Raw genomic sequence first — 12,311 nt, 5'->3', positions numbered from 1 at the left:
TCACCTTCACCAACAAGGCCGCCGCCGAGATGAAGGAGCGCGTCGAGGAGCTCGTCGGCAAGCGGGCCCGCCTGATGTGGGTCAGCACCTTCCACTCGGCGTGCGTGCGAATCCTGCGCAAGGAGATCGACAAGCTCGGCTACAAGTCGAGCTTCTCGATCTACGACGCCCAGGACCAGAAGCGGCTGATGGCGCTGGTCATCAAGGACCTCGACCTCGACCCGCGCCAGTTCCAGCCCGGCCCAGTCCTGCACTGGGTGAGCAACCACAAGAACGAGCTGCGCGACCACGACGAGGTCGCCACCGACCTCAAGAACAACATCGAGAAGGCCTACTCAGCGGCCTACACGCTCTACCAGCGGCGACTGCGCGAGGCCAACGCCCTCGACTTCGACGACCTCATCATGACCACGGTCCACCTGCTGCAGACGTTCCCCGACGTCCGCGAGACGTACCGGCGGCGCTTCCGTCACGTGCTCGTGGACGAGTACCAGGACACCAACCACGCGCAGTACGCCCTCATCCACCAGCTCTGCGCCGACAACCCCGAGCTCACCGACGACGAGCGGGTCGAGCCGGCCGAGCTGATGGTCGTGGGCGACGCCGACCAGTCGATCTATGCCTTCCGCGGCGCCAACATCCGCAACATCATGGACTTCGAGCAGGACTTCCCCGACGCGACGTCGATCCTCCTCGAGCAGAACTACCGCTCGACCCAGACGATCCTGACCGCGGCCAACGCGGTGATCGGCCACAACCAGGGCCGCAAGGAGAAGCGGCTCTGGTCCGACGCCGGTGACGGTGCCCGCATCGTCGGCTACGTCGCCGACGACGAGCGCGACGAGGCCCGCTTCGTCAGCGACGAGATCGACAAGCTGAGCGACGAAGGACAGCGCGCCGGAGACGTCGCGATCTTCTACCGCACCAACGCGCAGTCCCGGGTCTTCGAGGAGGTGTTCATCCGCACCGGCCAGCCCTATAAGGTCGTCGGCGGGGTGCGGTTCTACGAGCGCCGTGAGGTCCGCGACGCCCTGGCCTACCTGCGGATGCTGGTCAACGCCGACGACTCCGTGTCGCTGCGCCGCATCCTCAACGTGCCCAAGCGCGGCATCGGCGACCGGGCCGTCGCTTGCGTCAACGAGCTCGCCGACCGCGAGCGGATCACCTTCTGGGACGCCCTGCGCCGGGCCGAGGACGCCCCCGGCCTGGCCACCCGGTCCCTCACCAACATCCGCGGGTTCGTCGCCCTCGTCGAGGAGCTCCAGGCGATGGTCGAGGCCGGCGAGCGCGCCGACGTCGTGCTCTCGACGGCGCTCGACAGGTCCGGCCTGCTCGCCGAGCTCGAGGCCTCCGACGACCCGCAGGACGAGACCCGGGTGGAGAACCTCGGCGAGCTCGTCGCCGTCGCCCGCGAGTTCTCCGACGACCCGCTGGCGGGCCCGTCGGCCGACCCGGCCGACGTCGACGCCGACCTGGTCGCCCCCGGCCTGGCCGACTTCCTCGAGCGGGTCGCCCTCGTCGCCGACACCGACCAGATCCCCGAGGACGACGGCGGGCAGGGCGTCGTCACGCTGATGACGCTCCACACCGCCAAGGGCCTGGAGTTCCCCACCGTCTTCCTCACCGGCCTCGAGGACGGCGTCTTCCCCCACTCACGCTCGCTCGGCGACCGTCCCGAGCTCGAGGAAGAACGCCGCCTCGCCTACGTCGGCATCACCCGCGCCCGCGAGCGCCTCTACATCTCCCGCGCCGTCGTCCGTTCGGCCTGGGGCGCGCCGTCCCACAACCCCGCCAGCCGCTTCCTCGACGAGCTGCCGGTCGACCTCGTCGACTGGCGCCGTACCGAGGCCGCCCAGACCCGCTGGGGCCGCCCCGACCTGGCCGCCTCGTCGCCGGCCTACGGCGGGGGAGGCGGCGGCTTCGGCCAGCCCACCGCCGCCGGCCGCCGGCACTTCTCCGCCGCGGCCGCCCGGGCCGACGCCGAGGCCAAGTCGATCCGCAACCGAAAGATCCCCTCGCTCGAGCCCGGCGACCGCGTCACCCACGACTCGTTCGGCCTCGGCACCGTCGTCGCCCTCGAGGGCCAGGGCGACAAGACCATCGCGTCCATCGACTTCGGGTCCGGCCCGGTCAAGCGGTTGCTGCTGCGGGTCGCGCCGATCGAGAAGCTCTGACCTTCAGGTCGGCTGAGGTGCGAGCGCAGCGAGCCTCGAAGCCACGTCTCTGTCGCCGGGTCACGGGTGGTCCGGGTCGGGTGGCCGCGCGCGTGGCAGACCGCGTCTCGGCGTCAAGGACGCCTTCGGCGCCGCTGCGCGGTCGCTGCGCGATCCTTGACCCCGAGCCTCTCGCGGTCTGCTTCTCGGCGCGCAACGGCGAGGCCTCGCAAGCTCGGCTCGCCGTCGCCTGCGCGGCCACCCGACCCGGCGGTGCGTGAGCCACCGTTCCGGTCTGTCCGATGCCCCGGTTCGGTGGCGTGCTCACCGCCGGCCTGGGGCGGGAGGAGTCCGAGACGTGTCGGGTCGGTCTCGATCTTTGATCTTGGTCCGGAATCTGGACCGAGATCGCAGATCGAGCCCACGAGGTGAGGTTCTGCGACGAATCTCCCGGTTCTGCACCGAAGCTTCGTACGAGAACCGGGAGAAACGTCCGGTCAGCGTGACGGGTGGGACACGTGAGGGCGCGGACAGCCCGGCAACGATGACCCCAGGTCACCCGAGACCAAGCCGCACGACCCCGACGTACCGGACCGACCCGACCAGACCAGACCGACTACCCCGCAACCTCTTCCAGCTCCGGCGCGGCCGCCTCGGTCTGCGGACGACGACGACGGTGCCGCAGCTCGACCCAGCGACCGCGCACGCCGTGGCGGGCGCCACCGACCTCGGTGCCGTCGAGCTCGGTGCCGGGCTCGTTGACGGCGGCGATGGCGGCACGGGTGACGGGCAGGACGCCCTCGCCGCGGTGGGTCTCGGGACGGTCCTCGTCGTCGGGGCCCAGGCCGAGGGTGTCCAGGATCGAGGGCAGCAGGATGCGGGCGAGGGCGCGGTAGCCCTCGGCGGAGGGGTGGAACTGGTCGGGGCCGAAGAGGAGGGCGGGGGCCGCGGCGAACTCGGGTCCGAGGACCGAGCCGAGCGAGACCGTGCGGCCGCCCTGCTGGATGACGGCGATGGTCTGGGCGGCGGCGAGCCGGCGAGACCAGGCACGCGCGACCTGCTTGAGCGGCGGGGCGATCGGCTTGATGGTGCCGAGGTCGGGGCAGGTGCCGACGACGACGTCGACGCCGGCGTCGCGCAGGCGGCGCACGCCCTCGGAGAGGTGCTGCACCGACTGGCTCGGCAGGGTCACGTGGGTGACGTCGTTGCCGCCGATGAGGATGACCGCGAGGTGGGGCTCGATGGTCAGGGCCCGGTCGATCTGGTGGCGCAGGTCGGCCGAGACGGCGCCGACCTCGCAGAACGCGCGCAGGTAGGCCCGGCGGTCGCCCTGGTCGGCCACGCCGCTGCCGATCAGCGCACCCAGGGTGTCCTCGACGCGGTCGACGCCGTAGCCGCAGGCGCTGGAGTCGCCGAGCAGCGCGATCTTGGCCGCCGGACCGGGCTTGCCCCGGCCGTACCAGCCCGTCGCGTCGGGCACCGGGTCGGGCGAGACCTCGCCGATCGTCTTGCGCGCGAGCCTGGCCTCGGCGGTCAGGACGCCGTAGAGACCGGCTCCGAGCAGGGACAGCCCACCCCCGCCGTAGGCCGCGGCGGAGGCCAGCTTGCGCGCAGCTCCGGCCTTCCCCATGCCTCGATCCTACGAACTCCTGTGGTTCGGTCTAGTTTGTGGGTGTGGAGTACGTGAACTCGGTCCTGGACCTCATCGGCAACACCCCTCTGGTGCGGATGTCGCGCACCCTCGACCTGGCGGGCGGCTCGGGAGACGGCGCCGGCGACGGTCCGCTGGTCCTCGCCAAGGTCGAGTACCTCAACCCCGGCGGCTCCGTGAAGGACCGCATCGCGACCCGGATGATCGAGGCCGCCGAGGCCTCCGGCGCCCTCCAGCCGGGCGGCACGATCGTCGAGCCGACGTCCGGCAACACCGGGGTGGGCCTGGCGATGGTCGCGCAGTCGAAGGGCTACAAGTGCGTCTTCGTCTGCCCCGACAAGGTCAGCGAGGACAAGCGCAACGTGCTCAAGGCCTACGGCGCCGAGGTCGTGGTCTGCCCGACCGCCGTCGCGCCGGAGCACCCCGACTCCTACTACAACGTCTCCGACCGGCTCGCCGCCCAGCCCGGCGCCTGGAAGCCCGACCAGTACTCCAACCCGCACAACCCGCGCTCCCACTACGAGACGACCGGTCCGGAGATCTGGGCCCAGACCGAGGGCCGGATCACCCACTTCGTGGCCGGCATGGGCACCGGCGGCACCATCAGCGGCGTCGGCCGCTACCTCAAGGAGAAGAACCCGGGCGTCCAGGTGATCGGTGCCGACCCGGCCGGCTCCGTCTACTCCGGCGGCAGCGGGCGCCCCTACCTCGTCGAGGGCGTGGGCGAGGACTTCTGGCCCGAGACCTACGACCGCGGCGTCGCCGACCGCGTCATCGAGGTCTCCGACGCCGACTCGTTCGCATTCACCCGCCGGCTCGCCCGCGAGGAGGCGCTGCTGGTCGGTGGCTCGTGCGGCATGGCGGCGTACGCCGCACGGCAGCTCGCGCACGAGCTCGCCGGCACGCCCGAGGGCAAGGACGCCGTGATCGTGGTGATCCTCCCCGACTCCGGGCGCGGCTACCTCACCAAGATCTTCAACGACGACTGGTTGGCCCAGTACGGCTTCGCGACCGGTACGCCGACCGCGGCCCGCACCGTCGGCGAGGTGCTGCGCGGTAAGTCCGGCCGGATGCCCGACCTCGTGCACACCCACCCCAGCGAGACGGTCGCCGAGGCGATCGCGATCCTGCAGGAGTACGGCGTCTCGCAGATGCCCGTGGTGCGCGCCGAGCCCCCGATCGTCGCCGCCGAGGTCGCCGGCTCGGTCTCCGACCGGGGCCTGCTCGACGCCCTGTTCGCCGGCTCCGCCAAGCTCACCGACCCCGTCGAGGACCACATGTCGCCGCCCCTGCCGGCCATCGGCTCGACCGAGGCCGCGTCCGACGCGGTGGGCCTTCTCGAGAAGGCCGACGCGGTCCTGGTGCAGGAGGACGGCAAGCCCGTCGGCGTGCTCACCCGTCAGGACCTGCTCGCGTTCCTGTCGACCTGACCGGGCGCTGACTTCCCCCACAGGGGTGAGTCAGGCCCCTGGGTGGCATGGTGGGGTCGGTCGAACGCCTCACCAACGGGTGGAGCGGCGAGCCTGAGGGGACAACCGCGACCCGTGTGGGACTTCATCGTCGAACGACGTGAGCAGATCGCCTACAACACCTTCCAACACTTCAACCTGGTCGTGCAGGCCGTGGTCGTCGCGACCGTCATCGGCGTCGCGCTGGCGGTGCTGATCGTCCGCGCGCCGGCCCTGCAGGGCGTCGCCAACGCCCTGAGCGCGATCGGCCTGACCATCCCGTCGTTCGCCCTCGTCGGGCTGCTGCTGCCGGTCTTCTCGATCGGCGCGTTCACCGCGTTCGTCGCGGTCGCCTTCTATGCCGTCCTGCCGGTGCTGCGCAACTCCGTCGTGGGGCTGCAGGGCGTCGACGCGACGCTGATCGAGTCGGCGCGCGGGATGGGCATGAGCGGGTTCGCCGTGCTCTGGCGGGTGCGCCTGCCGCTCGCGTGGCCGGTGATCCTCGCCGGCGTCCGCATCTCGATGCAGATGTCGATGGGGGTGGCCGCCATCGCGGCCTACGTCCTCGGCCCCGGGCTCGGGGGCTACATCTTCAAGGGCCTCGCGCAGATCGGTGGCGCCAACGCCGTCAACTACGCCCTCGTCGGGACGCTGGGGGTGGTCGTGGTCGCGCTCCTCGCCGACGCGCTGCTGCTCCTGCTGGGCCGGCTCACCATCTCGAAGGGAACCCGCGTCGCATGACCACCGACCTCTCCAAGGCCCCCGAGCCCACCGACTCCTCCGGCTCCACCGGCTCCGGCGGCTCCATCAGCGGCGCCGAGATCCTCCTCGAGGACGTCGTCAAGCAGTACCCCGGGCAGAAGTCGCCCGCCGTCGGTTCGCTGTCGCTGACCATCCCCGCCGGCGAGATCGTCATGTTCGTCGGCCCGTCCGGCTGCGGCAAGACCACCTCGCTCAAGATGATCAACCGGCTCATCGAGCCCACGTCGGGCACGATCAAGATCGACGGCGAGGACATCCGCGGCAAGAGCGAGACCGAGCTGCGCCGCAAGATCGGCTACGTCATCCAGGGCGGCAGCCTCTTCCCGCACATGACCGTCGAGAAGAACATCGCCCTGGTGCCCAAGCTGCTCGGCTGGGACAAGAAGCGGATCGACGAGCGCGTCGACGAGCTGCTCGACCTGGTCAGCCTCGACCCCGGCCGCTACCGCAAGCGCTACCCCCGCGAGCTCTCCGGCGGCCAGCAGCAGCGCGTCGGTGTGGCCCGTGGCCTCGCCGCCGACCCGCCGGTGATCCTCATGGACGAGCCCTTCGGCGCCGTCGACCCGATCACCCGCCAGCGCCTGCAGGACGAGCTGCTCTCGATCCAGCGCGAGCTGCGCAAGACGATCGTCTGCGTCACCCACGACATCGACGAGGCCATCAAGCTCGGCGACCGCATCCTGATCCTGCAGGAGGGCGCCCAGATCGCGCAGTACGACACCCCCGAGGTCGTGCTCGGCGCCCCCGCGACCGAGTTCGTGGCCGACTTCATCGGGTCGGGCTCCTCGCTCAAGCAGCTCAGCCTGGCCCGGGTGTCCGAGGTCGAGCTGCGCAAGCCGACCACCGCGACCGTCGGCGAGCGGGTGGCCGACGTCAAGCAGCGGGCCGAGGCCGCCGGCGACCGCTCGGTCGTCGTCCTCGACGAGCGCGGCCGCCCCGTCGGCTGGCCGTGGCTGCGCCAGCTCAAGGGCGACACCGTCCTCGAGCCGACCGAGGACCTCGTCAACATCGACCTGCGGTCCACCCTCAACGACGCACTCGACACGATGCTGAGCTCGAGTCACGGCGGCGCCGTCGTGACCGGCGACCGCGACCAGTACCTCGGCGTCGTCGTCTTCGACGCCGTCACCGAGCACATCCGCTCGCTCGAGGAGGAGGCGCGTGACTGACCTCGCCACCGCCCCGGCCTCGACCGTCGAGCAGGTCGACGCGCCGCCGGGGCGCAAGCGGCGCCGGCTCGACCGCGAGACGACGCTGATGCTCGTCGTCCCGCCGATCCTCGTGGTGCTGGCGTTCATCGGCTACGTCGTGTGGCGCCAGAACGCCACGCTCACCGGCGCCGAGCTCGAGCAGCTGAAGTGGTCGCAGGTGTGGAGCCTCATCGGGCAGCACGCCCGGCTGACCTTCGTCTCCTCGGTGCTCGTCGTGCTCGTTGCCGTCCCGCTGGGCATCGCGCTCACCCGCGGGCCGATCCGCAAGTTCTCGCCGTTCGTCGTGGCGTTCGCCAACGCGGGCCAGGGCGCGCCGTCGGTCGGCCTCATCGTGCTGCTCGCGATCTGGCTCGGCTACGGCTTCTGGACCGCCGTGATCTCGCTGACCGTCTACGGCCTGCTGCCGGTGCTGCGCAACACGATCACCGGCCTCGACGGCATCGACCCGACGCTGGTCGAGGCCGGACGCGGGCTCGGGATGTCGTCGACCGCGGTGCTCCTGCGTGTCGAGCTGCCCCTCGCCGTACCCGTGATCATGGCCGGTGTGCGCACCGCGCTCGTCCTCGTCGTCGGTACGGCGACCCTGGCGACGTTCATCAACGGCGGTGGCCTGGGCGCGATCCTGCAGACCGGCATCTCGCTCTTCCTGCCCAAGCTGATGGTCGCCGGGGCCGTGCTCGTCGCCCTGCTGGCCCTGCTCATCGAGTGGCTGGGCCGGGTCCTCGAGCTCGTGGCTCGCCCGAAGGGACTCTGATGCTCCGCACCCCACCGACCGCGAGGCGTACCGCCACCCTGGCCGCCTCGGCCCTGCTCGTGCTCGCCACCTCCTCCTGCGGGCTCGGCACCGCCGGCGGCCGGGTCCCCGAGGCCAGCCTGGCCGGCGGCCTCGAGGACGCGCCGAGCCTCGAGGGAGCCCAGATCTCCGTGGGCTCCAAGAACTTCTCCGAGAACGTCCTGCTCGGCAAGATGTCGCTGATCCTCTTCCAGGCCGCGGGCGCCGAGGTCGAGGACCTCACCAACATCCCCGGCAGCGCCGCCGCCCGCCAGGCCCACCTCGAGGGCGACATCGACGCGATGTGGGAGTACACCGGCACCGGCTGGCTCGTCTACCTCGGCCACGAGAAGCCGATCAAGGGCACGGAGGAGCAGTACGACGCCGTGCGCGACGAGGACCTCAAGGCCAACAAGCTCGACTGGCTGCCCCCGGCCCCGATGAACAACACCTACGCGTTCGCCATCACCCAGGCGGGCAAGGAGAAGTACGGCATCAGCAAGCTCTCTGAGATCGCCAAGGTGCCCGAGGCCGAGCGCACCTTCTGCGTCGAGTCCGAGTTCGCCAACCGCGCCGACGGCCTCCCCGGGATGCTCAAGACCTACGGCCTCGACGGCAAGGTCCCCGGTGGCAACATCCAGACCTACCAGACCGGCGCGATCTACGACGCGACCGCCAAGGGGGAGTGCACCTTCGGCGAGGTCTTCACGACCGACGGCCGGATCGTGGCCCTCGACCTCGACGTGCTCGAGGACGACAAGGCCTACTTCCCCAATTACAACGTGTCGCTCGTGGTCCGCGACGCGGTGGCCGAGAAGTACCCCGAGATCGAGGAGATCATGGGGCCGGTGACCGAGAAGCTCACCGACGACGTGATGCTCGCCCTCAACGCCCAGATCGACGTCGACGGCCGCGAGCCCGAGGATGTCGCCCTCGACTGGCTCAAGAAGGAGGGCTTCGTCGAGTGACGGGCCGGCCGTCTGACGGGCCGGACGCCTGACGGGCCGGGCGTCTGACGGGCCGGGTGCCTGACGGGCGGTCGTCCGGGTGATGTGTCACCGAATCGTGGAGATGTCGTGGGCGCGACGTGGACGAGCCGAGCACCTGGGGCTCGTAGTGTTCTGGTCGTCGGCAAACGAAGGCCACGGACCCGGGAGACCAGGTGCGGGGCGCGCGGAGTCGATCGACATCGGTAGGACCTGCTCGACGGATCTGGGGGGATACGTCTTGAGCGGGTCCTCCTGTCGTTTTCGGGGGTTTCGGGTCGTGGTGGAGATTCACCGCCTCAGCGGTGGATCTCCCGCTTCTACGACGGAACTTCGCACCAGAAGGAGGAGTTTCACCGGGTCAGCGGTGAATCTCCACCACGGGACCGACAAGAACACGTTCTAGTTTCGGGCTACGCTGTGCCCGTGACCCAGACCCAGACCCCGGCCGTGGACGGCTGGTTCACCACGGGTGACGAGCCCCGGCTCCTCGCCTCGCGGTGCACCACCTGTGGTGACGTCGTGTTCCCGCCCGCCCCCGACGCGGCGGCCGCGTTCTGCCGCAACCCGCGCTGCGACGGCGACACGATCGAGTCGGCCGAGCTGTCGCGCCGGGGGACCGTGTGGTCCTACACCGACGCGCAGTACCAGCCGCCCGCGCCCTACATCGCGCCCCAGGCCGAGGGTGCGGCCTACGCGCCGTTCGCGCTGGCGGCCGTCGAGCTCGCCGAGGGGATCGTCGTGCTGGGACAGGTGGCGCTGGGCTACGGCGTCGGCGACCTGAGGGTCGGGGCCGAGGCCGAGCTCGTCGTCGAGACGCTGTACGCCGACGAGACCGGCGACCGGACGATCTGGCGCTGGAAGCCCGTCGTCGAGATGGGCGAGGAGGCCGACCAGTGAGCGGCGACGGCGTGGTCGTCGCCGGGGTGGGCATGCACCCGTGGGGCAAGTGGGGGCGCAGCTTCGTGCAGTACGGCGTCCACGCGGCCCGGGCCGCGCTGGCCGACGCCGGCGTCGCGTGGGACGACGTCGAGCTCGTGGTCGGTGGCGAGACGGTGCGCAACGGCTACGCCGGCTACGTGGCGGGGTCGACGTTCGCGCAGGCGCTCGGCTGGAACGGGGCACGCGTCGCGACGTCGTACGCCGCCTGCGCCACCGGCGCCCAGGCCATCGACACCGCCCGCGCGCGGATCATGGCCGGGCTGTGCGAGGTCGCGCTGGTCGTCGGCGCCGACACGACGCCCAAGGGGTTCCTCAAGCCCAACGCGGGGGAGCGCTACGACGACCCCGACTGGCTGCGCTTCCGCCTGCTGGGCATGACCAACCCGATGTACTTCGCGCTCTACGCCCGCCGGCGGATGGACCTCTACGGCGCGACGCAGGAGGACTTCGCCGCGGTCAAGGTCAAGAACGCCCGGCACGGACTGGCCAACGACAACGCCCGCTTCCGCAAGGAGGCGACGGTCGAGGACGTCCTGGCCTCGCCGGTCGTGAGCGACCCGCTGCACCTGCTCGACATCTGCGCGACCTCCGACGGCGCGGCCGCGGTCGTGCTGGTCAGCGAGGCGTACGCCGCCCGCCTCGGCCTGGGCGACCCCGTGCGGGTGGCGGCGGTGTCGACCGTGACGCCGACGTTCCCCAACACCGTGATGGACATGCCGATGCTGGCGACCGACTCGACGGCGGCGGTCGCCGCGGGCGACCTGACGTTCAAGGAGTCGATCGCCGTCGCGGCCTACGAGGAGGCCGGCATCGGTCCCGACGACGTCGACGTCGCCGAGGTCTACGACCTCTCGACGGCCCTCGAGCTCGACTGGATCGAGGACCTCCAGCTCTGCAAGCCCGGCGAGGCCGAGTCCCTGCTCCGCGCCGGCGACACCACCATCGGCGGCCGCATCCCGGTCAACCCGTCCGGCGGGCTCGCCTGCTCTGGCGAAGCCGTCCCCGCCCAGGCCCTGGCCCAGGTCTGCGAGCTCACCTGGCAGCTCCGTGGCCAGGCCACCGGCCGCCAGGTCGAGGGCGCCCGCGTCGGCATCACCGCCAACCAGGGCCTCTTCGGCCACGGCTCCGCCGTCCTCCTCGCCCGCTGACGCCGACCCGTCCTCGATCTACGACGGGTCAGCGTGGGTCAGCGCTGTAGAAGCGCGAACACGCCCCAGCCGAGGGCCGGCCGCGTGAAGGTCACGTGCCGGTACGCCGCCTCGTCGAGCTCGTCGCGCATCTCCTGCCACAGCTCGTGGCCGGGGTGGGCGTCGAGCCAGCGGCGGGTGCTGAGCCACTGGGCCGCGGCGTAGTGGTCCCAGTCGTCGGGGTCGGCGAGGACCATCTGCACCAGGTCCCAGCCGTGGTCGCCGAACGACCGCACCAGGGCCGGCAGCGTCGCGAAGTCGTCGACCGACCGGGCGTGCGCGCCGCGGACGGCCTCCTCGGTCTCGGGCACGGTGGTCCAGAACGGCTCGCCGACGAGCACCAGGCCGCCGGGACGCAGCACCCGCGCCAGCAGGTCGATCGTGCCGAGCACGCCGCCGCCGACCCACGTGGCGCCCAGGCAGGACGCGACGTCGACCGGCCCGCCGTCGTACTCCTCGACGTAGGTCGCCGCGTCGCCCTGCACGAAGGTCACCCGGTCGCTGACCCCGAGCTCGACCGAGCGCGCGACGGCGGCGTCGGTGAAGACGGTCGAGAGGTCGACGCCGACACCGCCCACGCGGTGGTCGCGCGCCCAGGTGCAGAGCATCTCGCCCGAGCCCGAGGCCAGGTCGAGGATCGTGTCGCCGTCGGCCAGGCCGAGGACCGGCCGAGGCGGGCGAGCTTCTCGGGCGTGCAGGGGTCGTGGATGCGGTGGCCGCTCTCGCGGATGACGAACGGGAGGGGGAGGTCGTCCATGCCGCCATCCGACCCCAGGAGCACGCCGAGGCGCACCCGCATTACGGTTCGGGACGTGATCCAGCCGCCGCCGGAGGTCCTCGACCTCTTCGCCGTGCCGGACGCCGTCGAGCGGCTCCCGGGCGGCGCCGGCCACAGCTTCCGCGCCGGCGACCTGGTGCTCTCGCCGGGCCGCGACCCGCAGGTCGCCGAGTGGCTCAACCCGGTCCTGGCACGTCTGTCGGTGCGCCTCGACGAGGAGCCGGGGCGCCGGCGCCGCGACCTCCGCGTCGCCCTGCCCGTGCCGGCCCGCGACGGCTCGTGGGTCGTCGACGGCTGGGGCGCGACGCGCCACGAGCCCGGAACCACCCGGTGCGAGGACCTCGACGTCACCCTCGCCGCCGGCCGGGTGCTGCACGCGCGGCTGGCCTCCGCCGTGCCCGAGCCGCCGCCCGGGCTGGGC

At 71.7% G+C, this 12,311-nt stretch carries 10 protein-coding genes and 1 pseudogene; 9 read left to right on the top strand and 2 right to left on the bottom strand.

Annotated elements, in window-relative coordinates:
- A partial coding sequence (locus Q7T52_RS15470; RefSeq protein ID WP_304804032.1) for a 3'-5' exonuclease occupies positions 1–2,174 on the top strand: 2,174 nt, incomplete at its 5' end.
- 595 nt (positions 2,175–2,769) lie between these two features.
- On the opposite strand, the gene Q7T52_RS15465 is transcribed toward Q7T52_RS15470, so the two are convergent.
- On the bottom strand, positions 2,770–3,783 hold the full coding sequence (locus Q7T52_RS15465) for an SGNH/GDSL hydrolase family protein (RefSeq protein ID WP_304804030.1): 1,014 nt from the start codon (positions 3,781–3,783) through the stop codon (positions 2,770–2,772).
- Between the two features lie 44 nt (positions 3,784–3,827).
- On the opposite strand from Q7T52_RS15465, the gene Q7T52_RS15460 reads away from it, so the two are divergent.
- From Q7T52_RS15460 to Q7T52_RS15430, 7 genes are all read left to right on the top strand, one after another.
- Positions 3,828–5,234 carry a cystathionine beta-synthase gene (locus Q7T52_RS15460; RefSeq protein ID WP_304804029.1) on the top strand — a complete coding sequence of 469 codons (1,407 nt, stop codon included), beginning with the start codon at positions 3,828–3,830 and terminating at the stop codon, positions 5,232–5,234.
- Between the two features lie 114 nt (positions 5,235–5,348).
- Positions 5,349–5,993: an ABC transporter permease gene (locus Q7T52_RS15455; protein WP_304804027.1), complete on the top strand. Its 645-nt coding sequence runs from the start codon at positions 5,349–5,351 to the stop codon at positions 5,991–5,993.
- Positions 5,990–7,183, top strand: a complete 1,194-nt coding sequence (locus Q7T52_RS15450) for an ABC transporter ATP-binding protein (RefSeq protein WP_304804025.1) — start codon at positions 5,990–5,992, stop codon at positions 7,181–7,183. The genes Q7T52_RS15455 and Q7T52_RS15450 overlap by 4 nt, the downstream gene beginning before the upstream one ends.
- On the top strand, positions 7,176–7,979 hold the full coding sequence (locus tag Q7T52_RS15445) for an ABC transporter permease (protein WP_304804023.1): 804 nt from the start codon (positions 7,176–7,178) through the stop codon (positions 7,977–7,979). Before Q7T52_RS15450 ends, Q7T52_RS15445 begins: the two co-directional genes overlap by 8 nt.
- On the top strand, positions 7,979–8,965 hold the full coding sequence (locus Q7T52_RS15440; protein WP_304804021.1) for a glycine betaine ABC transporter substrate-binding protein: 987 nt from the start codon (positions 7,979–7,981) through the stop codon (positions 8,963–8,965). Before Q7T52_RS15445 ends, Q7T52_RS15440 begins: the two co-directional genes overlap by 1 nt.
- A gap of 444 nt (positions 8,966–9,409) precedes the next feature.
- The gene (locus tag Q7T52_RS15435) at positions 9,410–9,883 is read left to right on the top strand and encodes a Zn-ribbon domain-containing OB-fold protein (RefSeq protein ID WP_304804019.1); all 474 of its coding nucleotides are present in this window, start codon (positions 9,410–9,412) and stop codon (positions 9,881–9,883) included.
- Positions 9,880–11,073 (top strand): lipid-transfer protein, encoded by a 1,194-nt coding sequence (locus Q7T52_RS15430; RefSeq protein WP_304804017.1) that lies wholly within the window; start codon positions 9,880–9,882, stop codon positions 11,071–11,073. The genes Q7T52_RS15435 and Q7T52_RS15430 overlap by 4 nt, the downstream gene beginning before the upstream one ends.
- Positions 11,074–11,111: 38 nt before the next feature.
- Here Q7T52_RS15430 and Q7T52_RS15425 read toward each other — a convergent pair whose 3' ends face one another.
- Positions 11,112–12,005 carry a cyclopropane-fatty-acyl-phospholipid synthase family protein gene (locus tag Q7T52_RS15425; protein WP_304804015.1) on the bottom strand — a complete coding sequence of 298 codons (894 nt, stop codon included), beginning with the start codon at positions 12,003–12,005 and terminating at the stop codon, positions 11,112–11,114.
- Between Q7T52_RS15425 and Q7T52_RS15420 the strand changes: the two are divergent.
- Positions 11,925–12,311 (top strand): annotated as a pseudogene (locus Q7T52_RS15420) (hypothetical protein); the annotation flags it as partial. The gene Q7T52_RS15425 and the pseudogene Q7T52_RS15420 overlap by 81 nt on opposite strands.

It is taken from the genome of Nocardioides sp., assembly GCF_030655615.1.
Lineage (GTDB): Bacteria > Actinomycetota > Actinomycetes > Propionibacteriales > Nocardioidaceae > Nocardioides.
This window is presented reverse-complemented; position numbering and strand designations above follow the sequence as displayed.

What these genes read in the sequence shown, in the direction of transcription:
- Q7T52_RS15465 (WP_304804030.1), bottom strand. Translation starts at nt 3,783, where the DNA reads ATGGGGAAGGCCGGAGCTGCGCGCAAGCTGGCCTCCGCCGCGGCCTAC.
- Q7T52_RS15450 (WP_304804025.1), top strand. Translation starts at nt 5,990, where the DNA reads ATGACCACCGACCTCTCCAAGGCCCCCGAGCCCACCGACTCCTCCGGC.
- Q7T52_RS15440 (WP_304804021.1), top strand. Translation starts at nt 7,979, where the DNA reads ATGCTCCGCACCCCACCGACCGCGAGGCGTACCGCCACCCTGGCCGCC.